This window comes from Streptomyces sp. NBC_01283 (assembly GCF_041435335.1).
Classification (GTDB): domain Bacteria; phylum Actinomycetota; class Actinomycetes; order Streptomycetales; family Streptomycetaceae; genus Streptomyces.
This window is the reverse complement of sequence record NZ_CP108430.1, coordinates 788,977-808,042: the sequence shown is the minus strand read 5'-3', so window position 1 is coordinate 808,042 and position 19,066 is coordinate 788,977. Positions and strand designations below refer to the sequence as shown.

The window sequence follows — 19,066 nt, the reverse complement described above, 5'->3', positions numbered from 1 at the left end:
GCCTGCCCGAGTGGCCTGGGGGGCTACTGGCGGGTGGCGAGGGCCAGTTGATGCAGGTCTTCCAGGGCGTCGACGAGGACGGTGTGCTGGTGCCACTTGATCCAGGTGCCGAGCGTGCGGCTCGTGGTGTCCAGGGTCTGGAGCTGTGCCTGGGTGAAGCCGACCAGGGGGCGCGCGTGATGGGAGGAGATGACACCGCGGACGACGTCCTGGTCGTCGACGAGCGGGATGCTGTGGCAGGCGCGGCTGCCGGCCATGAGGATCACTTGGCGGGTCTCGTCGTCGAAACCGGCTGACGAGGCCACGTCCTTGACGGTGACCTGGTTGCTGGCCGCGGCGGCTCGCGAGCACGCGGTGTTTCCGTCGACGAACGCGAAGAAGTCGGTGAACTGCCGGGACAGGCCCGTGTGCTTCGCCATCCGCAGGACGCCGTCCTCCAGCAGCTGCACGTTCCCCATGTCCGTACCGGTGACGGTCAGGACGCGCTGCAGGGCGGCGCCGAGGACCTCGCCCTGGTTGGCGGGGTTGAGGGTGCCTGCCTCGAGTGAACTCAGGTCGGGTACCGGATGCTGTTCGCGTCCGCTGAACCATGCCTTGGCGCCCGGTCGCGGTCCCGGTGTCCTGGCCACCGCGGCGGCCAGCTGGTGCAGCTTGATGTTGGCCCGCTGGGAGGCCTGGCGCAGCAGGTCGAACGCCGCCTCCGCGTTCGCCAGGCGATAGCGTTCGACCAGGACACCCTCGGCCATGGCGATCCTGGGGCGTGCACGTGCCTGGACCTCCAGCTCGGACACCTGCCCGCGCAGGTGCTCGGCGGTGGCGCGCAGCTCTTCCGTCTCGTTCCTGAGGGAAGGGGAGTCGCCCTGGGAGCCCCGGCCCATGGGCCGGTCCTCGGGCTGGGGCGCAGACGGAATGTTCGTCACGTTCTCTCCCATGGCGGCACGCTGCCCCATCCTTCTCGTCGATCAGCGAGCAGCGGCCGCGACGTCCCTGACGCCGCCCACGCCAGCTCCGTTCGCTGGAGGGGTCCGCTGCTCACACACCAGGCAGACCTTAACCCGAGGTGTGGACGGTGTGACGGCCGCCCTGAAACATGGGCGCACGCAGGGGTGATTGGTGGCGATGTGCCGGATTGCGGAGGGGGCGTGCCTGCCCGATCGGCTCCGGATCCGGCCTTGATCCGCAGGGGCGGGCTTGGCTGTGAGGCGCTCGAAATCTTGTGGTGGAGCGCCGCCGTGAGCCATTACCGTGCTGCCGGACCGATTCGCCGAGGCAAGGACGTGCCGTTGTACACCCTGTGAGTCTTCCCGAGCGCTGATTCGTCGCCGTCGCGCATGCGCGACGTGCCGCTTCTTGCTGCGGACTTCTCACTGGAACCGGTGTACTTCTGTGCTCAATAGCTGGGTGGTCATGCCCACCTGCCTGCCGACCGTTCTCCGCCGTTGCCACGCTTGCGCGTCGGAGCGTTTCCGGGCGAACGGAAAATTTCGCGTCAACGCACACCACAAGCTCCTCGATGCCTGGCTCCTCGCGCTCTGTACCGCTTGCGGAGAGACCATCAAGCTCACGGTCCTGGAGCGGAGGAATGTGCGCTCGATACGTTCTGAGCTCCTGGACCGGATGCACGACAACGACCCTGGCCTGGCAGCCGAGCTGCTCCAGGACCCGGTCGTGCGGCGCCGTAATCGCATCGCCCTGGACTGGGACGACGCCTGGCGCCTCGACACCGGCGGATCGGATCACCTGGACCGCGAAGTGATCGACATCTTGGTCCGCTTCGCGGCACGGATCCCTGTCCGGCCGGTGCGGCTGATCGCCGAGGGGTGTGGTCTCTCACGGGCCGAGGTCGAAAGGCTGATCACGGAGGGGAAGCTCGTCTCGGCGGTCCGGCTGACCGGCAAGCTGTCCGGCGACTTCACCTTCACCCTCAAGCGCTGACCCCTTCCTCGGGGCCACAGGTCCCTGGCCATGGCCAGGGACCTGTCCGGCGGGATCCGTCAAGATCCGCCGGGCAGGCCCCAAGAGGCGGTGGGGGACTGAGGGCCGGGGTCAGGCGTCGCGCTTCTGGACGTCTTCCTGCGCGCCTTCGTTAGGGGTCAGCGCGTCTGCCGCCTCACCCTCATGCTTGCGCCGCCTGCCGTCGTCCCCCACACGCGCCTCGGCGTCCTCCACCTCGTGCAGAATCTCGTCGGCGGCGGTCTGAGGGTGCTCCTCGTCGTGCGAGGGCTGGTGCTCGGGGGTGTGCCGGCTCATGTGTCTCCTTGCTCGCGTGGCGTCCGCCGAGGGCGGGCACCGTGCTTTCCGTCGTGTGCACGTCCGATGGGTCCCACCTGATGCGGTGCCCTGGAGTGGCGCAAGGAAACAACGCCCGAACGGATGAGCGGACGACTCGGGTCCGATACCGGACGCAAGCGCTCGGCTCCCGGGCCGGTGGCGGCGGCACTCAGGCCGACTGGAGCCGCATCACCGACAATACGGCCCCAGCCTCCGCCCGCCAGGCGCGGCGGCGAGGCAACTCCCGCAACCTCCCGCCGCCGGGGGCACCAAGCGCAAGAGCCGTTCGTGGAGGAGCCCCGGTCCCTCGCGCCCCCGGACGCTGCCACGCTCGGGCGGCGGCGCCGCGCCGGACACTCACAGCGTCCCACTACGAACGTGACCCGTCCCCATGCGGTCGCCCGGATAGAACACTGTTTCCGCTGCCTTTCCGCTGCTGCTCCCGTCCGCTGCTGCTCCCGTTCTCGGTCACCGGGAAGGGCGGATCTGCTCACGCACCCATGCGGGATCGGGGTTGACGTGCGGTTGGCCCGCCACGACGAGGGTCGGCACGGTCTCGTTGCCCTCGTTCGCCGCCCTCACCGTTGCCGCTCCGTCCGGGTCGCGCCAGATGTCGACCCAGTGCAACTGGCGGGCGCTGCGCCCGAGGCGGAAACGCAGTCGTACGCAGTACTGGCAGCCCGACCGCCAGAAGACGATCGGCCGACCGTCGACAGCGCTGCGGCGCTGCGCCTCCAGCGCACTGACCGGCCTAGGAAAGAACAGCGGCGAGTTCACGCCCGCGAGCAGCGCGAACACCAGCAGAAGCACGGCGGCCGTGCCAGGACTCCCGCCGAGGATCAAGCCGATCGAGACGACTGAACCACACAGCACCAGCAGCATCGGCAGAACCCAAGCGCGCATCATGAAGACGCAGGCTACCGATGAGCGGACATGCCGCCCGAGCCAGGCAGGTCAGCTGCGCGTTCACTCGTTCGCCTCCCGCTGCCGCAGACCCACTCGCCTTCCACGCCGACATGGTCGCCGCTGTCACCGATGCCGACGCTGATCAACGACCCCTTCGACGATTGTCATCAGTCGGTCCCCGGCCCGGTCGATGCTTCCGTTCTGCGTGCTGACCTGGGCGCCTTCGAGCACGACGGTGATCTCGGCCGCGGCCTGTTCGGGGTCGGGCAGTCCGGCTGGTGCATCGCTGGTCGCACGGCCGGGGAGGGTGTCGGTTGACGGTCTCCGTCAACTGACGCGCCCCCACCGGGCGGTCGACCGCTCGGTCACGGGGATGTGTCGCAGTACTCGGCTTCGGTGAGCTTGAGCCAGGACGCCGCGTCCCAGTCCCCGTTGAAGTTGTAGGCGAGTTGATGATGGCCGTCCGGGGTGGTCACGGCCATGGAGAGCCACCCGACGATGCCTCCGGCGTGGCCCCAGAGCGTGGTGCCGCAGCTCGTCTCGAGCCGGGCGAGGCCGAGCCCGTAGGCCGCGTACGGGGCACCGGGGGAGTCGACGGTGGTCTTCATCGCCTTCAGCTGCGTCGGCGGCAGGAGCTTGCCGGTCAGCAGAGCCTTGTAGAACCGGTTCAGGTCGCCCGTGGTGGAGATGATGTCGCCGTCGGCCCAGCCCTGCGACCCGTTCATCTCGGTGATGTCGTCGATCCGGTCGGGTGCCGACTTGAAGAGCTTGGAGTAGCCCCGACTGCTGGGCCGGGGAAGGTGGACGCTGTTGCGCGGGTTGGAGGTGTTCTTCAGCCCCAGGGGCTCGATGATGCGCGCGCGGACCTCGTCCTCGTACGACCGCCTCGTGCCGACCTTTTCGACGATCAGCCCCGCCAGGATGTAGTTGGTGTTGGAGTAGGCGTGCTTGGCACCGGGCTTGGACGGGGGCCGGTGGGAGAGGGCCGCCTTCACCTGGTTCTCGGGCGGCACGGTGTCGTAGCGGTGCTTGAGATAGCCCTCGCCCGTGTACGTCTCGATGTACTTCTCGTCGTCCAGGTAGTCGAACAGGCCGCTGGTGTGGTTGAGCAGTTGCCGGACAGTGATCCTGCGGCCGTTGTTGCCGTTGCCCCGCACCAGGCCGGGCAGGTGGCGCTCCACGGTGTCGTCGAGGCTGAGTTTCCCCTCCGCCTCCATCTGGAGCAGGACGGTGGCGACGAAAGTCTTGGTGATGCTGCCGGCGCGGAACTTGTCGTCCTTGCCGCGTGGCGCACCCGACCGCAGATCGCCGACGCCCGACGTCGCTTCCCAGACTCCGTCGGCGTCACGCGCCTGGGCCGTGATGCCGGGGGTGCCCGCCTTCACGATCGCGTCCATCGAGCGCTGTGTGGCCCGGTGGCCGTCCCCCGCGGGTGGTGTGTCCGACGCTGCCCTGGCGGGCACCATGAACGCACCGGCCGCCATCGCGGCCGCCGCGACACCCACCACGCCGGTCCTCGTGTTCTTCCGTAACGCCATTGCGTACTCCTCGCAGTCGCTCGAACCGGGTCGTACTCGCGCGGCACCCTGCCCCGGGGCGACTGTGGAGATCACCGACCGCGCTGCGGGAGGGCCGCCTGCGTACCAAGACCGCGACAGTGGCGCAACGGTTGAGACGGGTCTGCTGAATCGTCTTCGGTGCGGGTCTTTCTATCTCCAACCCGCGTTGTTCCTAGAATGGCCGGGTGGAGGACATCGAAGCGATCGCGGTGCTGCAGGATCCCGTGCGGCGCCGCCTGTACGAGTACGTGGCGGCGCAAGGCCGTGAAGTCGGCCGTAATGAGGCCGCCGAGGCGGCCGGGGTGGCGCGCACGCTCGCCGCGCACCATCTGGACAAGCTGACGGACGCCGGGCTGCTGGAGAGTGGCAGCCGCCGCCTGACGGGCCGCTCGGGACCGGGGGCGGGCCGCCCCGCCAAGGTCTACACGCGGGCGCGGGTCGAGCGGTCGGTGTCACTGCCCGCCCGCGACTACCGCACCGCCGCCGAGTTGCTCGCCGAGGCTGCCGAGGAGGCAGGTCTCGACGCCGGTCTCTGCGCGGCGGCCCGCCGCCGGGGCGAGGCTCTGCGCGGCTCGGCGGCGCCGTGCGGGGACCTCGGAGAAGCCATGGAACTGCTGGCCGCGCGCGGCTACGAACCGCACCTGGAAGAGGAGACCGAGGAGACGGGGCAGGTCGTCCGTATGCGCAACTGCCCGTTTCACGCCGTGTCCGAGCGCTTCCCTCCGCTCGTCTGCGGAATGAATCTGGCGCTGTTGGAGGGGTTGCTCGGGGCGCAGGGCCCCGTCCGTGCTCGTATGGACGCTCGGCCGGGGGAGTGCTGCGTGGCGCTCGACGCTTCGAATGTACCCAACCCCTCGAACGTGCTCGACTCTTCTAAAAACAATTCTCATTGACATAGAAAAGCGGGCCGTGCTGGGATGGCGCCATGACCGCAGCCACGCATGCCGCCCACCTCGCCGAGCTCAACATCGCCACGCTCCTCCATCCCCTGGACGACCCGCGCATCGCGCCGTTCGTCGAGATGCTCGATCCGGTCAACGCCGCGGCTGACGACACTCCCGGTTTCGTGTGGCGGCTCGTGGAGGACGGGGCGGCCGATGCCACCGGCCTGCGCCCGGCGGGCGAAGATGTCATCGTCAACCTGTCGGTGTGGGAGACCCAGGAGGCACTGTGGGACTTCACCTACCGCAGCGGGCACCTCGAAGTGATGCGCCAGCGCCGTGAATGGTTCGAGCGGCACGTCCAGGCGCACCTGGTCCTCTGGTGGGTCCCCGCCGGTCACCTGCCGACAGTCGGCGAGGCACTGGTGCGGCTGGCGGACCTGCAGGCGCACGGGCCGTCCCCGCGCGCGTTCACCTTCACCTCCTCCTACACGGCGGCCGAGGCGGCTCCGTTCCAGACTGTTCCGTTCCAGACTGTTCCGGCCGAGGAGGGCGCGGTCGAGGCGACTCCGGTCGACTCGGCGCGGCCTTGATAGGTTCGTCTGTCATGAACCCGACCACCCCTTCCGGCATACGGCTCCAAAGACGCGCCAAGAACGCGGAGGCGTGGGGATTCCTGCTGCTGGGCGCAGGTATCGCCTTGTGGGCGTGGTTCGCCCTGCTCCTGGTCCTGCCCTACGACGCGGGCGGCATGTGCGAGTCACGCCTCTTCACGGACGGCCCCACGGCCCATGCGAGTTCGAGCTTCCGCGATGCGTGCGCCGCCCAGCGGGACTGGCCCGAGATCCTCGGCGTTCTCGGTCTTTCGGTGCCGGTGACCGTCGCCGGAGCGGTGCTCCACACCAGCGGCAAGACCTCACAGCGGCTGAGCGAACACGCGGCCGAGATCGCCCAGCTCAAAGAGCTGATCAGCCGAAACGCCTCGTAGGCCGAAAGCGGTGGTCGCCATGGGGCGCCGACGGTTCGACGACCGGTGTGGGTCCGGACAGCACGCTGTCCGGACCCACACCGGTCGAACGGGGGAGGAGCCGCCCTCCGCCTGCCCCGCTAGTCGAGGGTGAGCAGGCCGGTGCGGAGTGAGGCGAGGGTGGCCGACAGGAGCCGCGAGACGTGCATCTGGGAAAGCCCCAGAGCGGCGCCGATCTGGGCCTGGGTCATCTCCTGGCCGAAGCGCATCTCGATGATGCGGCGTTCGCGTTCGCCGAGACCGGCCAGGAGCGGGGCCAGCGCGTGCAGGTACTCGAACACCTCGATGGCGGGGTCTTCCTCGCCGATGACGTCGGACAGGGAGCGGCCGGTGGTCTGGGACCCGGTTTCCTCGCCCTCGATACGCGGGCTGTCCAGCGATCCGGCGGCGTACCCATTGGCTGCCACGATCACCTCCAGGACCTGCTCCTCGGACACCGTGAGGTCGGCCGCGAGCTCCGGGACCGTCGGTTCGCGACCGAGCTTCGAGGACAACCGTTCCTGGGACTTGACCAGTTGCAGGCGCAGTTCCTGCAGTCTGCGCGGTACGTGCACGGCCCAGCTCGTGTCACGGAAGTGGCGCTTGATCTCCCCGAGGATGTAGGGGACGGCGAAGGATATGAACTCGTAGCCGCGGCCGACGTCGAAGCGGTCGATCGCCTTGATCAGGCCCACGGTTCCGACCTGGACGATGTCCTCCAGCTGACCGTTGCCGCGGTTGCGGTAGCGGCCGGCCACGTAGTGCACCAAGGACAGGTTCATCTCGATCAGCGTGTTGCGTGTGTACAGGTAGGCGGGGGAACCCTCCTCAGCATTCCGGAGCTGCTCGAAGAAGAGCTTCGAAAGCTCCCGGGCGTCCTTCGGCGCGACCTGGTCGGCTTCCTCGATCCACGGCAGCGCCACGCTCTCGCCGTGGTCCCGCACCGTCGGTTCAGCGGCGGCGTCCACATCCGCTGCCTGCACAAACATCCTCTGCTCCTCACACTCTTGTCCTGGATTGCTCAGCTCGCGACGACCGTGAAGGGGTTGCCCTCACGGTCCGCAAGCACGGCCTCGCGCCGACAACGAGGCCCTTCGGGCGGCGAGATGACGCGCCCGCCCCAGCCGGACGCCGCCGCGGCGGCCACGTCGGCGTCGGCCACGCGAAAGCACGGGCGCCACCCCGACGTGGTGGCGTCCCTGAGCGCGGCGACCGTGCGCAGCCCTTCGCGCACCGCGATCTGCCCGTGCGTGTACTCGACCTGGCACGTGTCACCCGATGTGCCGGCCCAGCCCAGTACGTCCCCGTAGGAGCAGGCGGCGGCGAAGATGTCCGGCGTGTGCAGCTCGAACCGGGCGACGGGACCCTCACCCGCCCGCCAGCGGTGGTCAGGGGCCTGCTGGCGCAGACCGAACACCGCTTCCCGCGGGCCCGCCGCCACGGCGAGCCGCCCGGTCTCGGTGGTCAGCGGCCCTACGGCGACGGTGGCGCCGCGCACACGCAGGCGGCCCACCGTGGCGTCCACGTCATCGACGCCGAAGTACGGAATCCATCCCGCGGAGACGCCCAGCTCGCACGTGGCCTGGCTGAGGGTTCCCACCGGCGCCCCGGCCCGCAGCGCCAGGAAACGCGGCTTGCCCCGCGGGCCGAGCAGCGGGACGTGGCACCAGCCGAGAACCCGGGCGTAGAACTCTCCGGCGGCCGAGGCATCGCCCGAGGCCAGGCTCAGCCAGCAGGGCGCGCCGCGCGTCCTGACCGCAGTGCCCGGCGGCAGGCGCTTGCCGGGCAGGGCGGGCCCCCGCTCACCGGTCGGCGGGACCAGACGCAGCCCTCCGGCCCGCCGGAAGGGCCTGATGCCGGCCCACGCGCGTCGCGCCTCCCGGCCCCTCGCGCGCGGAGCCGGACCCTCCCGCCGCTGCTGTTCACGCTCACTGCTCACACCGATGTCTCTTGGCACAGTGCCCTCTCCCCATCTGGTTCCGGCGGTCTCGCGAGTCGTTCCGCAGACGGGAGTCGCCATACCGGGACCTTCCTCACCCATCCCGGGGACCAAGGCCCTGTCCTGCCCGGTGCCAAAGCCCCGCCGCGGGCCCTTGAGCCCGGCAGGGGGCGGCGCACCAGACTGTTCCCAACTGTTCCTATGTCTGCGGTGACCTCAGGTCCGCGAGTACAGCGGCATGGTCGGAGGGCCAGACGCCGTCCACCGGCTCGTCGCCGACACGTCGCACGGAGCGGACGGAGCCCAGTCCTCCGGGGCCGGGTGGGGCCACGTGGATGTAGTCGATGCGGACACTGGGTTCGTATCCGGCGGCGATGTACGGGTTGGCGGCGAGCCAGGTCGCTGCGGGCTGTGCCGGGTCGGCGTACTCCCACGCGTCGAGGAAGACCTGACCGGGGACGGCGGGGGCTGTCTTGTAGCCACCGAACTGCCGTATCTCGTCGGAGTCCGGCCACGCGTTGAAGTCGCCGGTGACCACGGGCGGGAAGTCGGTTCCACCCCTGTGCTCGGCCACGAACTCCGCGAGCGCCCTGACCTGTTGGCAGCGCACCGCGGAGGCGTCGACGGCCGACGTGAGGTGAGTGGTGAAGAACGGGACGTGCCGGGCAGGGGCGTCGACGCGCGCGTAGAGCGCCAGGCGGCCGTCGTAGTCGGCCTCGCGGGCGGGTAACTCCATCATCGCGTGCTCGGTGATGGGCCAGCGGCTCAGGACGGCGTTGCCGATGTCGACGGTCGAGTCCCCGATCCGCTTCTGCCACCGCTCGGGCGCACGGGACGCGGCCCAGGTCCAGTGCATGTCGAGCTGGCCCGCCAGCCATTCCGCGAGGTTCTCGCCGCCGCAGGCCCACACCTCCTGCAGGCCGATGACATCGGGGCGGACCTCACCCAACACCGCGAGGATGGCCTTCCGGCGTTCCTCCCACGGGCCGAAGCGCCACCAGAGGTTCCACGTCAGCACGCGCATCACTGCCGCCCTGCCTTCTCGTAGCGGATCGGTCGCACGAGCATCCTGGCCGATGCCGGACTCCGGTCAACCGCGATCACCGCCCGCATGACCGGTAATCGCCGGTGCGCTCAGGCAGCACCGCAGGGTGGAGACGACCGGGCCCCGCATGCGCGAAGCTCGGCCACGGCGCGCTCAGCCTCCCCGCGCACGCCGGAATCAGGGTGGGACAGGAACGGCTCGACGGGCCGCAGCGCACGCCTGTCATGGGTCGCCGACAGGCTGAACAGCACGTACTCGAGGAGCAGGGGCTCAAAGGCGTCGATGTGGAAGGCCAGCGGTTCGAGGACGACATACGGGAGCGCGTAGTGAACTCCGGCCTCACACACGGCATGCAGGGCCGACTCCCGTACCGCGTACTCCGTGTCGGAGACCGCCGCCTGGACCAGCCGACCGACGGCCCGCTCGGCTTCGGCCTCCTCCAAGCAGGCCGAAGCCAGGACATCGCCGAGGCTGTCGGCCCACACCTCGCGCCGACGCGCGTCGGCGTCGGCGGTCAGCTGGTGGTGCTCGTCCACCGCCTCACGCCTGCCCGCACGGCAGCACCGCGCCCGCTATGACATGAGCCGTCCGTCGCCCGAGGTCCGACACGGAAGGCTCCTTCGTCGGCAGACACCGCCCGGCAGCGGGGTCGTACGCGCAGCCCAGCACCCCGGCGTGGTCGGTGACCGGCTCGGACAGTCTGGAATCCCAACCGTGCGCCAGCAGGGCTTCGTGCAGTTCGCGCGAGGAATCGACGGGTACGACCTCGTCCGCGGTGCCGTGCACGAGCCGGATGGGGATGGAGGCCACCGCCCGGCCAACCGCTTGGAGAGGCACGGTGCCCGTGGTGGGTGCCGTGCGCCGGTAGCCGCCCGCGATGCCCACCATCGCGGCAGGCCGCCAGCCGTCGAAGTGCTCCGGCTGGAGGGCCACACCCATCGCGGCGCCTGCCCCCGCCGACCACCCCGCGAGGACCAACTGGCTGCCGCCGTCGCTCAGTTCGCGTACGTACTCGCGGCCGTACCGCAAGGCGTCAGTGAGATGTTCCCGCCCGCCGTCGGGTCGGTCCGAACGCCAGTCGGGGACAAGGACGGTGGGACCCAACCTGGCGATCTCCTCGGCCAGCGAGGCCATCACGTCACGCTCATCGGGCCCCATCCCGTGCCACAGCAGGACACACCGGTCGTCCTGCTGCCCGGAGGCGTAGATGTCGAGCAGTTTGCTGTCGCCGCCGGTGGCGTATCGCACGGTCCGGGTCGTGATGGTCAAGTCGGTTCCTCCAGAACTTCACGAGGGGCGAGGGGTACAGGGGTGCATCCGCGGTCGAAAGAAGTCGCTCGGCGGTGCGGGAGACCCGTGCCGACTCCGCCCCCGTGGCGGACGCGACCATAATGAGTCGCACCAGCCCCGAGGAGAACACCACCATGGCCAAGTACCTGCTGCTCAAGCACTACCGTGGCGCCCCGGCTTCGGTCAACGACGTGCCGATGGACCAGTGGACGCCGGAGGAGATCTCGGCGCATGTGCAGTACATGAGCGACTTCGCGGACCGGCTCGTGGAGACCGGTGAGTTCGTCGACAGCCAGGGGCTCGCCCCCGAGGGGACATGGGTCCGCTACGACGGAGAGGGACGCCCGCCGGTCACCGACGGTCCCTTCGCCGAGACCAAGGACCTCATCGCCGGCTGGATGGTGATCGACGTCGACAGCCACGACCGCGCCCTCGAACTGGCCGGGGAACTGTCGGCCGCGCCCGGGGCGGGCGGCAAGCCGATCCACGAATGGCTCGAGGTCCGCCCGTTCATGGGCACGAAGTCCACCGCCACGGAGTGCCCGCACGGATGAACGAGGTCGAGCGGATGAACGAGGTCGAACTCCGCAGCCTCACCCCCAGCGTCCTTGGCATCCTCGTCCGCCGCGGAGCGGACTTCGCGGCGGCCGAGGACGCCGTACAGGACGCCATGGTCGAAGCGCTCCGCGTCTGGCCGGCCGACCCGCCCCGGGATCCCAAGGGCTGGCTGGTCACCGCGGCGTGGCGCAAGTTCCTCGACGCGACCCGCGCGGACACCGCCCGCCGCCGGCGCGAGGAGCGCGTAGACGAGGAACCGGCGCCCGGACCCGCACCCGCCGCGGACGACACGCTCCAGCTCTACTTCCTGTGCGCCCACCCGTCGCTGACACCTGCCTCCGCGGTCGCGCTCACCCTGCGCGCCGTCGGCGGGCTCACCACCCGCCAGATCGCCCAGGCCTACCTGGTGCCCGAGGCGACCATGGCGCAGCGCATCAGCCGGGCCAAGCGCACCGTCTCCGACGTGCGCTTCGACAAGACCGGGGACGTCGCCACCGTGCTGCGCGTCCTCTATCTGGTCTTCAACGAGGGCTACTCCGGCGACGTCGATCTCGCCGCCGAGGCCATCCGGCTCACCCGGCAGCTCGCGGCCGCGATCGACCACCCCGAGGTGGCGGGCCTGCTCGCCCTCATGCTGATCCACCACGCCCGGCGCACCGCAAGGACCGCGCCCGACGGCAGCCTGGTGCCGCTCGCCGAGCAGGACCGCGGCCGGTGGGACACCAAGGCGATCGCCGAGGGCATCGCGATCCTGCACGCGGCCCTCGCCCGCGACCGGCTCGGCGAATTCCAGGCCCAGGCCGCCATCGCGGCGCTGCACGCCGACGCGCCCACCGCGAAGGAGACCGACTGGGTGCAGATCGTCGAGTGGTACGACGAGCTCGCGCGCCTGACCGACAGCCCGGTCGTCCGGCTCAACCGCGCGGTGGCCGTCGGCGAGGCCGACGGACCGCGCGCAGGCCTGGCGGCGCTCGCGGAGCTCGATGACTCCTTGCCCCGCCACGCCGCGGTGGCGGCGTACCTCCACGAGCGCGACGGCGACCTGGCGACGGCGGCACGGCTGTACGCGGAGGCGGCCGACAAGGCCCCCAACATCCCCGAACGCGACCACCTGACACGCCAGGCGGCACGGCTCAACGCCCGCCGGACCTGCTAACCGGTGCTCGGCGGCTGCGGAGTTCATGGCCCCTCATGCTCCCTGACGACATCCGCCGGATCCTTGTCGTCCCGCAGCCCCTGGTAGCGGGGGTGGCGGAGCATGCCGTCGCGTGTCCACTCCGTGAAGGCGACCTGTGCGACGAGCCGTGGCCGTGCCCAGTGTGCGGTCCGCTCCGCGACTGGATCCTCGAACGGCGGGTCAGCCACCTGGAGTTCGTCGAGTTCCTGCCGCAGGGCGAGCAGCGTGCGCCGGTCGAATCCGGTGCCGACCTTGCCCGCGTAGCGCAGCCGCCCGCCCTCGTAGTAGCCGATGAGCAGTGCGCCGATACCTTCCCGGCTGCCCGTGGGCTCGGTGAACCCGCCCACCACGAACTCCTGCCCCCGGGCACACTTCAGCTTGAGCCAGTCGCCGGAGCGGCGCGCCTGATAGGTGCTCTCGGCGCGTTTGGCGATGAGGCCCTCCCAGCCGCGCCGGCATGCGTCGGCGAGGAGTTCGGGCCCGCCTTCGTTGCGATGGGTGCTGAACCGCAAGGGTGCGGTGAACGCGAGGGCGCGCCGCAGCAGGGACTTGCGGGTGCGCAACGGCAGCCGCCGCACGTCCATGCCGTCCAGGCGCAGGAGATCGAAGATGTAGTAGGTCACCGCGACCTTGGTCGCCGCGACGTCGGCGGGCCGCGTGAGCCCCATGCGCTGCTGGAGTCGCGCGAAGTCGGTCCGGCCGTGCGCGTAGGCGACGATCTCTCCGTCGACGGTGAAGTCCGCGCAGTCCTGTCCCGCGAGGGCGTCGACGATCTCCGGGTACGTGGCGTCGAGCCGTCGCCCGGAGCGGGAACGGAGGGTCACCTTGCCGTTCTCGCGCACCGCGAGCGCCCGAATGCCGTCCAGTTTCCGCTCGAAGATCCAGCCGTCCGGGAAGTCACGCCGGTCGGTGAGCGTCGCCAGCATCGGGGAAGCCGCCAGGCCGACGCCCGGTGCGGCCTCGCGGATGCGGCCGTCGAGGCCGGGCGGCAGGGTGTCGAGCAGGCCGGTCATCCCTCACCACCGCCGTGCGGATCCCATCTGGGTGCGTCGGGCGCCTCGGCGACCTGGCGCAGCGTACGGCCGCTGCGTGCCGACCGTGCCCGCCGTGGATCGGGGGTGCCGCCGCCCGATCCGTGCCCGGTGCGCACGAGCAGCCAGGTGGGCTTCGCGGCGGATCCGCCGCTCTTCTCCTCGCGGCCGTGGAAGCGGGTGAGCGCGTACTGTCCGCGCAGTTTCTCGCCGTGCAGGTCGAACGTGACGTGGCCCTTCTCCAGGGCCTCGCCGAACGGCACCGGCCGGTTGCGCTTGTCGTGGCTGGTGGGACGGTAGGTGCCGCGGTCCCAGACGATGACGGTCCCGCCGCCGTACTCGCCCTCGGGGATCACGCCTTCGAAGTCCCTGTACTCCAGCGGGTGGTCCTCGGTGGGGATGGCCAGGCGTTTGTCGTGCGGATCGGTGGAGGGACCCTTGGGGACCGACCAGGACTTCAGTACGCCGTCGACCTCAAGGCGGAAGTCGAAGTGCATCGTGCTGGCGTCGTGGATCTGCACCACGAACGTGGGCTCATCGGACGGAGCCGGATCGGCGGCGTCCCGAGCCGCCTGCTCGCCGCTCGGCTCGCTCGTCCTGTCGAAGTGCCGCTTGCCGCGGTAGGTCCGCAGGCCGTCCTTCTCGCTCACGGCGGGCCCCTTCTCTCGGGTCGCTGACCGCGGTCGGCAGTGGTCGGCGCGGCCCCGGCCAGGTTATGCACCCCCGACCCCACCCGCACGGCGAGCGCTCCCTGGCCGCGGGCGCCGACAGGCGAGCGGCCCGGAGCGGCAACCCGCACGGACCCGCATGTGTGGGACCGCGGCCCGCGGGACACCCGGAGTTCCGACGCCTTGCGTCCGCTAGGGCCGTACGGCGTGAGCGGTGTCAGGCGTTCGCGCCGCCGAGAGACGCGGCGCAAGCTGGACGGAGTGGATACGAGGAAGGAAGAGCAGCGATGGGTGACGCCCCGCAGGACCCGACGACGAAGCACCCGCAGCCGGAGTTCGCCGCGCAGGACCAGGAGACGCCGGGCTGGACCGGACCCATGGACCCGCCCCCCGACCACGGCGAGGAGTCCTACCGGGGGAGCGGGCTGCTGCAGGACCGGGCGGCCGTCGTGACCGGCGGTGACTCCGGCATCGGCCGGGCCGTCGCGCTGGCCTACGCGCGCGAGGGGGCCGACGTCCTGTTCACCTACCTGCCCACGGAGGCCGAGGACGCCCAGGAGACGGCCGCCCTCGTCGAGAAGGCGGGGCGCCGAGGCCTGGCCGTGCCGTGCGACGTCCGCGAAGAGGAGCAGTGCCGTCGCCTCGTCGAGCGGGCCGTGACGGAGTTCGGTCGCATCGACGTACTGGTCAACAACGCGGCGTACCAGATGTCCCAGCCCGAGGGCATCGCGGACATCTCCACGGAGCAGTTCGACCGCGTCGTACGGACGAACCTGTACGGCATGTTCTGGCTGTGCAAGATGGCCGTGCCGCACATTCCGGCGGGCGGGTCCATCATCAACACCACCTCGGTGCAGGCCTACAAGCCGAGCCCGCACCTGCTCGACTACGCCATGACCAAGGGCGCCATCGTCACGTTCACCCAGGGTCTGGCGCAGATGCTGGTCGAGAACGGCATCCGCGTCAACGCCGTTGCTCCCGGGCCGGTTTGGACGCCGCTGATCCCGGCCACGATGCCGGACACCAAGAAGTTCGGCCAGCAGGCCCCGATGGGCCGGCCGGCCCAGCCCGCCGAGATGGCGCCCGCCTATGTGTTCCTGGCTTCCGAGCACGCGAGCTTCATCACCGCGGAGATCATGAACGCCACCGGCGGCACGCCGTTGCCGTGACCCGGGGGAGCCGGGAAGGGGCGAGGCGGCGGAAGCATCGGTGCGAAGGAGGCGTGACATGAGCCCCACGGTTGATCTACGGGTCGGACGGCGCAGGATCGAGGTGAAGCGAGCCGAGAAGGAGCTGTTCCCGCGGGACGGCATCACCAAGGCGGATCTCGCCGAGCACTACCGGCGTGTGGCACCGCGCATGCTGCCCGAACTGCGCGGCAGGCCGCTGATGCTGGAGCGGATGCCGGACGGGATCGAGGGAGACCGCTTCTACCAGAAGGAGGTCTCCGACTACTTCCCCGACTGGATCCATCGCGCCACGGTGGCCAAGGAGGGCGGCGAGGTGACGCATGTGGTCTGTGACGACGCGGCGACCCTGGTCTATCTCGCGGGCCAGGCGTGCATCACCCCCCATCGCTGGCTCAGCCGCGCCGACCGGCCGCGCCGCCCCGACCGCCTGGTCTTCGACCTGGACCCGCCCGCCGACGACTTCGAGCCGGTGCGCGGCGCCGCGCACCGCCTGCATGAGCTGCTCGATGAGCTGGACCTTCCGTCGGGCCTGATGACCACCGGCTCACGCGGCCTGCACGTCGTCGTACCGCTGAACCGGCGCGATGACGCCGACGACGTGCTCGCGTTCTCCCGCGCCGCCGCTCGCACGCTGGCGGCGCGGCACGAGAAGGAGCTGACGACCGAGCCCCGCAAGGACGCCCGCAAGGGGCGGCTGTATCTGGACGTCGCGCGCAACGGCTACGCCCAGACCGTGGTCGCTCCGTTCGCCGTCCGGACCAGGCCGGGCGCTCCTGTGGCCGTGCCGTTGGGCTGGGCCGAACTGGACGATCCTGAGCTGACCGCCCGCCGCTGGACGGTGACCGACCTCGGCGATCGCCTCGACAAGGACCCCTGGGAGGGACTGGCCCGGCACGCGCGCGGCGTGAGCGCGGCCGCCCGTCGCCTGGAAGAAGATGCGTACGCCTAGCGACATCGCGACCCGCGGAGCCCGATCCGGATGATCAAGACGCCGATCCGGATGCTCACGACGCTGAGTTCACCACGAAGTGCGCCCCGTCGGGATCGCACAGGATCGCCTCCCGCGTCCCGCCCGTGCCCCACAGGACACTGCCGCCGTGGGCCAGCGCGGCCTGGGCGCAGGCGTCCACGTCCTCGACCGTGAAGTGGATCTGCCAGTGGGGCCGGACCTCCGGATCGGGCGCGGACTCCACCGCGCCCGAATGGATGCGGGCCACGACGTCGCCCTGGCTGCGCAGAACGACCCCTTCGTCCTCGTAGTGGACCTCGCAGCAGCCCGAGGCCGCGGACGCCCAGCCCAGGACCTCGGCATAGAAGATGGCCGCGTCGAAGGCGTCCCGGGTGTAGAGCTCCACGAAGACCGGAGCCGCGCGGCGCCAGTCCTCCCAGTCGGACACCAGCTCGCCCTCCCAGATGCCGAAGACCGCTCCCTCGCGATCCGCGACCAGGGCCGCCCGCCCCGGAGGGAACGACAGGGGGCCCACGGCGGTCGTTCCGCCCCGTTCCTGGCTGCGGGCCACGGTCTCGTTGGCGCTGGACGCGGCGAAGAACGGGGTCCAGGCGACGCCGGTGTGCCCGATGGCAGCCACGGCGGACACTCCCGCCACCGGCACTCCGTTCACACTCGCGAACCTGTACTGATCGCCGAGCTTGCCCACGCGCCAGTCCCAGCCCAGTACGGCGTGGTAGAACTCCTGCGCAACCTCTAGATCCCGGGTGGTCAAGCTGACCCAGCAGGGTGCCCCGAACACCGAGCTGCTGGCTACGTTGTGGTGGCTTGCAGGTGCTTTGCCGCTGTTCATCTTCGTACCGTTCCGAGGTCGATGGGCGCCCCACCCCCTTGCGGCTCCATCATCCCCACCGACGGGCCTCACGTCGCGCTGTGTCCCCGGTGGCAGCGAAGAACGGCAGGGCGGGGACGCCATGGAAGGCCGGTAGGGCTAGCGAAGGGGCGTTTTCGCCGTAAATGGGGTAGACGAGTGGTATGCGCACTCACAGCTATACCGTTCTGGCCGTCGAGGGCGGCGGCTCGCTGGTCTTCATCATCGTCGGCGTCGCCGTGGTCCTCGGCCTGCTCGCCATGTTCGTCAGCGGACGGCGCCGCGCGGCCCGCGGTACACAGCCCACCACGCCCGCCCCCGGTGAGGAGCCCGCCAGCGGCGAATCCCAGCGCGGCACCACCTGGCAGACCCCCGACGACGACCCCGACCAGGGGCACCCTCACCCCTGACCGGGCCGGACGGCCGTGACGACGGCTGCCAGGTCGGCGCCCGCCCGAAGCAGTGCCACGGTCTTCGCCGCGATCTCGTCGAGGCGCTGCTGCAGGATGCGTTCCGTGGCTCCCACGCCGTCGGGCCGCTGCAGCGAACCCATGATGTCGCGCACTGCGGGGATGCCGTATCCGGTGGCGCGCAGGGCCGCGACGATCCGGGCCGCTCTGATCGCCACAAGGCCGTAGCGACGTGCGCGCAGTGACGTCACACGCTCGGGGGCGATCAGCCCTTCCTCCTCCCAGAACCGCAGGGCCGATGGGCGTACGGCGAGTGCTCCGGCGAGCTCCGTGATCGTCATGGCGTCCCCCTCGGGCTCGAACCCGCCCGCCCCCGCCTCGGAGTGGATCGCACGCAACGCCTCTTGCGCACGCAGCGCCTCATCCCGTTCCCGCGCAAGCCGGACATGCATCGCGTTGATCGCCGCGGCCGCCTCCGAGAGCGTCTCCGTGCGCAGCTCCGCGCACATCCGCCGGGCCGCGACAGGCCCGACCGCACTCGCAAGACCCCGATAGGCGCGCAGAGCGTGCACGTGGACAGGTGCGTAGGACCGGTAGCGGTTACTCGACCGTGCGGCCGGGGGAATGACTCCCAGCCGCTCCAGGTCGCGCACCTGTTGCACCGAGTACCCCGAGGCTCTGGAGACATCGACGGTTCTGAGCACTGCTCCTTGCACGCCGTTCGCGGTCCCGTCCACCGGCCAACCCCACATAAGCACTTGAAGGTCATGCTTGAACCATGAGTATGGAACAGATCATCGCGACCGTGCGAGGCTTCGACGGCGTGCTCGTGTTCGCCCCGGAAGAGGGAAGTGATGTTCCCGAGCTCGCGTGGGGAGACGCGTTCTTCTACTACGCCCCCGACGGCAGGCTGCCCACGACCGTCCAGCCGTACGGGACGATCGTCACCAAGGACTACCCCGACGACACCGCTTCCGCCCTTTCCCCGCCGGGCCGCTGGCGGGTGAACATCCACGTCGACCGTGCGGTGTTCCGGGAGCTCACCGGGGAGGAGCCACGCAGCCTCGGCCGCCCCCGCGATTTCGCGGCCGCCGACGAGGTGCTGCCGCACCCGGTGTACGGCTCCCTCGGCTGGATCTCCGTCGTCAATCCCGGTGTGCGCACGACGGACACCGTCGTACGGCTTCTGCGCGATGCCCACGAGGCCGCTCGCGCCCGGTTCGCGCGACGACACGAAAGGACGGCCTGACGGAGGGCGCGGCATTGACGCCATGGCGCAATGGAGGGTTCTCTCGCAGGAGATGAGGTGCGGGAG

24 protein-coding genes are annotated in these 19,066 nt (G+C 70.4%); 11 read left to right on the top strand and 13 right to left on the bottom strand.

The window, feature by feature from the left end; genetic code table 11:
* Positions 1–23: 23 nt before the first annotated feature.
* Positions 24–932: an ANTAR domain-containing protein gene (locus OG302_RS03735; RefSeq protein WP_371525356.1), complete on the bottom strand. Its 909-nt coding sequence runs from the start codon at positions 930–932 to the stop codon at positions 24–26.
* Between the two features lie 454 nt (positions 933–1,386).
* On the opposite strand from OG302_RS03735, the gene OG302_RS03730 reads away from it, so the two are divergent.
* Positions 1,387–1,935: a DUF1062 domain-containing protein gene (locus OG302_RS03730; protein WP_371525355.1), complete on the top strand. Its 549-nt coding sequence runs from the start codon at positions 1,387–1,389 to the stop codon at positions 1,933–1,935.
* Between the two features lie 111 nt (positions 1,936–2,046).
* Here the strand turns inward: OG302_RS03730 and OG302_RS03725 are convergent, their stop codons facing one another.
* Both OG302_RS03725 and OG302_RS03720 read right to left on the bottom strand, forming a co-directional pair.
* Positions 2,047–2,250, bottom strand: a complete 204-nt coding sequence (locus OG302_RS03725) for a hypothetical protein (protein WP_371525354.1) — start codon at positions 2,248–2,250, stop codon at positions 2,047–2,049.
* Positions 2,251–2,739: 489 nt separating this feature from the next.
* The gene (locus tag OG302_RS03720) at positions 2,740–3,177 is read right to left on the bottom strand and encodes a glutaredoxin domain-containing protein (protein WP_371525353.1); all 438 of its coding nucleotides are present in this window, start codon (positions 3,175–3,177) and stop codon (positions 2,740–2,742) included.
* A 129-nt stretch (positions 3,178–3,306) separates the two neighbouring features.
* Here OG302_RS03720 and OG302_RS03715 point away from each other — a divergent pair, with 129 nt between their 5' ends.
* Positions 3,307–3,495: a hypothetical protein gene (locus OG302_RS03715; protein ID WP_371525352.1), complete on the top strand. Its 189-nt coding sequence runs from the start codon at positions 3,307–3,309 to the stop codon at positions 3,493–3,495.
* A gap of 47 nt (positions 3,496–3,542) precedes the next feature.
* On the opposite strand, the gene OG302_RS03710 is transcribed toward OG302_RS03715, so the two are convergent.
* Positions 3,543–4,715, bottom strand: a complete 1,173-nt coding sequence (locus OG302_RS03710; protein WP_371525351.1) for a serine hydrolase domain-containing protein — start codon at positions 4,713–4,715, stop codon at positions 3,543–3,545.
* 206 nt (positions 4,716–4,921) lie between these two features.
* Between OG302_RS03710 and OG302_RS03705 the strand changes: the two genes are divergently transcribed.
* Genes OG302_RS03705 through OG302_RS03695 form a run of 3 tightly spaced genes read left to right on the top strand, consistent with a single transcriptional unit; the run spans position 4,922 to position 6,605 of the window.
* Positions 4,922–5,629, top strand: coding sequence for a helix-turn-helix transcriptional regulator (locus tag OG302_RS03705; RefSeq protein WP_371525350.1), 708 nt, complete (start codon positions 4,922–4,924; stop codon positions 5,627–5,629).
* A gap of 32 nt (positions 5,630–5,661) precedes the next feature.
* A complete protein-coding gene (locus tag OG302_RS03700) occupies positions 5,662–6,210 on the top strand; it encodes a DUF3291 domain-containing protein (protein ID WP_371525349.1) in 549 nt (182 codons plus the stop codon).
* A gap of 14 nt (positions 6,211–6,224) precedes the next feature.
* Positions 6,225–6,605 carry a hypothetical protein gene (locus OG302_RS03695; RefSeq protein WP_371525348.1) on the top strand — a complete coding sequence of 127 codons (381 nt, stop codon included), beginning with the start codon at positions 6,225–6,227 and terminating at the stop codon, positions 6,603–6,605.
* Positions 6,606–6,724: 119 nt separating this feature from the next.
* On the opposite strand, the gene OG302_RS03690 is transcribed toward OG302_RS03695, so the two are convergent.
* The 5 genes from OG302_RS03690 to OG302_RS03670 all read right to left on the bottom strand — a co-directional run bounded on the left by OG302_RS03690 (position 6,725) and on the right by OG302_RS03670 (position 10,876).
* The gene (locus OG302_RS03690; RefSeq protein WP_371525347.1) at positions 6,725–7,612 is read right to left on the bottom strand and encodes a SigB/SigF/SigG family RNA polymerase sigma factor; all 888 of its coding nucleotides are present in this window, start codon (positions 7,610–7,612) and stop codon (positions 6,725–6,727) included.
* A gap of 32 nt (positions 7,613–7,644) precedes the next feature.
* The gene (locus OG302_RS03685; protein WP_371525346.1) at positions 7,645–8,562 is read right to left on the bottom strand and encodes a VOC family protein; all 918 of its coding nucleotides are present in this window, start codon (positions 8,560–8,562) and stop codon (positions 7,645–7,647) included.
* Positions 8,563–8,761: 199 nt separating this feature from the next.
* Positions 8,762–9,586 carry an endonuclease/exonuclease/phosphatase family protein gene (locus OG302_RS03680; RefSeq protein ID WP_371525345.1) on the bottom strand — a complete coding sequence of 275 codons (825 nt, stop codon included), beginning with the start codon at positions 9,584–9,586 and terminating at the stop codon, positions 8,762–8,764.
* A gap of 110 nt (positions 9,587–9,696) precedes the next feature.
* Positions 9,697–10,143, bottom strand: a complete 447-nt coding sequence (locus tag OG302_RS03675; RefSeq protein WP_371525344.1) for a hypothetical protein — start codon at positions 10,141–10,143, stop codon at positions 9,697–9,699.
* 4 nt (positions 10,144–10,147) lie between these two features.
* The gene (locus tag OG302_RS03670) at positions 10,148–10,876 is read right to left on the bottom strand and encodes an alpha/beta hydrolase (RefSeq protein ID WP_371525343.1); all 729 of its coding nucleotides are present in this window, start codon (positions 10,874–10,876) and stop codon (positions 10,148–10,150) included.
* A gap of 155 nt (positions 10,877–11,031) precedes the next feature.
* Here OG302_RS03670 and OG302_RS03665 point away from each other — a divergent pair, with 155 nt between their 5' ends.
* Together OG302_RS03665 and OG302_RS03660 are read left to right on the top strand one after the other, a co-directional pair.
* Positions 11,032–11,451 carry a YciI family protein gene (locus tag OG302_RS03665; protein ID WP_371750011.1) on the top strand — a complete coding sequence of 140 codons (420 nt, stop codon included), beginning with the start codon at positions 11,032–11,034 and terminating at the stop codon, positions 11,449–11,451.
* Between the two features lie 14 nt (positions 11,452–11,465).
* Positions 11,466–12,611 (top strand): RNA polymerase sigma factor, encoded by a 1,146-nt coding sequence (locus tag OG302_RS03660; RefSeq protein ID WP_371750010.1) that lies wholly within the window; start codon positions 11,466–11,468, stop codon positions 12,609–12,611.
* A gap of 23 nt (positions 12,612–12,634) precedes the next feature.
* Here the strand turns inward: OG302_RS03660 and ligD (OG302_RS03655) are convergent, their stop codons facing one another.
* Both ligD (OG302_RS03655) and OG302_RS03650 read right to left on the bottom strand, forming a co-directional pair.
* The gene (ligD, locus tag OG302_RS03655; protein ID WP_371525342.1) at positions 12,635–13,645 is read right to left on the bottom strand and encodes a non-homologous end-joining DNA ligase; all 1,011 of its coding nucleotides are present in this window, start codon (positions 13,643–13,645) and stop codon (positions 12,635–12,637) included.
* Positions 13,642–14,313: a DNA polymerase ligase N-terminal domain-containing protein gene (locus OG302_RS03650; RefSeq protein ID WP_371525341.1), complete on the bottom strand. Its 672-nt coding sequence runs from the start codon at positions 14,311–14,313 to the stop codon at positions 13,642–13,644. The genes ligD (OG302_RS03655) and OG302_RS03650 overlap by 4 nt, the downstream gene beginning before the upstream one ends.
* 305 nt (positions 14,314–14,618) lie before the next feature.
* Between OG302_RS03650 and OG302_RS03645 the strand changes: the two genes are divergently transcribed.
* Both OG302_RS03645 and ligD (OG302_RS03640) read left to right on the top strand, forming a co-directional pair.
* Positions 14,619–15,500 carry an SDR family oxidoreductase gene (locus OG302_RS03645; protein ID WP_371525340.1) on the top strand — a complete coding sequence of 294 codons (882 nt, stop codon included), beginning with the start codon at positions 14,619–14,621 and terminating at the stop codon, positions 15,498–15,500.
* A 58-nt stretch (positions 15,501–15,558) separates the two neighbouring features.
* Positions 15,559–16,470, top strand: a complete 912-nt coding sequence (gene ligD / locus OG302_RS03640; protein ID WP_371525339.1) for a non-homologous end-joining DNA ligase — start codon at positions 15,559–15,561, stop codon at positions 16,468–16,470.
* A gap of 55 nt (positions 16,471–16,525) precedes the next feature.
* On the opposite strand, the gene OG302_RS03635 is transcribed toward ligD (OG302_RS03640), so the two are convergent.
* Entirely contained in the window at positions 16,526–17,323 is a 798-nt protein-coding gene (locus OG302_RS03635) for a VOC family protein (RefSeq protein ID WP_371525338.1), read from the bottom strand.
* Positions 17,324–17,505: 182 nt separating this feature from the next.
* Between OG302_RS03635 and OG302_RS03630 the strand changes: the two genes are divergently transcribed.
* Positions 17,506–17,751: a DUF6479 family protein gene (locus OG302_RS03630; protein WP_371525337.1), complete on the top strand. Its 246-nt coding sequence runs from the start codon at positions 17,506–17,508 to the stop codon at positions 17,749–17,751.
* On the opposite strand, the gene OG302_RS03625 is transcribed toward OG302_RS03630, so the two are convergent.
* Positions 17,742–18,503 carry a MerR family transcriptional regulator gene (locus OG302_RS03625; protein WP_371750009.1) on the bottom strand — a complete coding sequence of 254 codons (762 nt, stop codon included), beginning with the start codon at positions 18,501–18,503 and terminating at the stop codon, positions 17,742–17,744. The genes OG302_RS03630 and OG302_RS03625 overlap by 10 nt on opposite strands.
* Positions 18,504–18,535: 32 nt before the next feature.
* On the opposite strand from OG302_RS03625, the gene OG302_RS03620 reads away from it, so the two are divergent.
* The gene (locus OG302_RS03620; protein WP_371750008.1) at positions 18,536–19,000 is read left to right on the top strand and encodes a DUF6194 family protein; all 465 of its coding nucleotides are present in this window, start codon (positions 18,536–18,538) and stop codon (positions 18,998–19,000) included.
* The last annotated feature ends 66 nt before the right edge of the window (positions 19,001–19,066 follow it).

What these genes read in the sequence shown, in the direction of transcription:
- OG302_RS03645 (WP_371525340.1), top strand. Translation starts at nt 14,619, where the DNA reads ATGGGTGACGCCCCGCAGGACCCGACGACGAAGCACCCGCAGCCGGAG.
- OG302_RS03710 (WP_371525351.1), bottom strand. Translation starts at nt 4,715, where the DNA reads ATGGCGTTACGGAAGAACACGAGGACCGGCGTGGTGGGTGTCGCGGCG.
- OG302_RS03630 (WP_371525337.1), top strand. Translation starts at nt 17,506, where the DNA reads ATGCGCACTCACAGCTATACCGTTCTGGCCGTCGAGGGCGGCGGCTCG.
- OG302_RS03690 (WP_371525347.1), bottom strand. Translation starts at nt 7,612, where the DNA reads ATGTTTGTGCAGGCAGCGGATGTGGACGCCGCCGCTGAACCGACGGTG.
- ligD (WP_371525342.1), bottom strand. Translation starts at nt 13,645, where the DNA reads ATGACCGGCCTGCTCGACACCCTGCCGCCCGGCCTCGACGGCCGCATC.
- OG302_RS03625 (WP_371750009.1), bottom strand. Translation starts at nt 18,503, where the DNA reads ATGTGGGGTTGGCCGGTGGACGGGACCGCGAACGGCGTGCAAGGAGCA.
- OG302_RS03720 (WP_371525353.1), bottom strand. Translation starts at nt 3,177, where the DNA reads ATGATGCGCGCTTGGGTTCTGCCGATGCTGCTGGTGCTGTGTGGTTCA.
- OG302_RS03735 (WP_371525356.1), bottom strand. Translation starts at nt 932, where the DNA reads ATGGGAGAGAACGTGACGAACATTCCGTCTGCGCCCCAGCCCGAGGAC.
- OG302_RS03635 (WP_371525338.1), bottom strand. Translation starts at nt 17,323, where the DNA reads ATGAACAGCGGCAAAGCACCTGCAAGCCACCACAACGTAGCCAGCAGC.
- OG302_RS03665 (WP_371750011.1), top strand. Translation starts at nt 11,032, where the DNA reads ATGGCCAAGTACCTGCTGCTCAAGCACTACCGTGGCGCCCCGGCTTCG.
- ligD (WP_371525339.1), top strand. Translation starts at nt 15,559, where the DNA reads ATGAGCCCCACGGTTGATCTACGGGTCGGACGGCGCAGGATCGAGGTG.
- OG302_RS03725 (WP_371525354.1), bottom strand. Translation starts at nt 2,250, where the DNA reads ATGAGCCGGCACACCCCCGAGCACCAGCCCTCGCACGACGAGGAGCAC.
- OG302_RS03660 (WP_371750010.1), top strand. Translation starts at nt 11,466, where the DNA reads ATGAACGAGGTCGAACTCCGCAGCCTCACCCCCAGCGTCCTTGGCATC.
- OG302_RS03700 (WP_371525349.1), top strand. Translation starts at nt 5,662, where the DNA reads ATGACCGCAGCCACGCATGCCGCCCACCTCGCCGAGCTCAACATCGCC.
- OG302_RS03715 (WP_371525352.1), top strand. Translation starts at nt 3,307, where the DNA reads ATGCCGACGCTGATCAACGACCCCTTCGACGATTGTCATCAGTCGGTC.
- OG302_RS03680 (WP_371525345.1), bottom strand. Translation starts at nt 9,586, where the DNA reads ATGCGCGTGCTGACGTGGAACCTCTGGTGGCGCTTCGGCCCGTGGGAG.
- OG302_RS03695 (WP_371525348.1), top strand. Translation starts at nt 6,225, where the DNA reads ATGAACCCGACCACCCCTTCCGGCATACGGCTCCAAAGACGCGCCAAG.
- OG302_RS03620 (WP_371750008.1), top strand. Translation starts at nt 18,536, where the DNA reads ATGGAACAGATCATCGCGACCGTGCGAGGCTTCGACGGCGTGCTCGTG.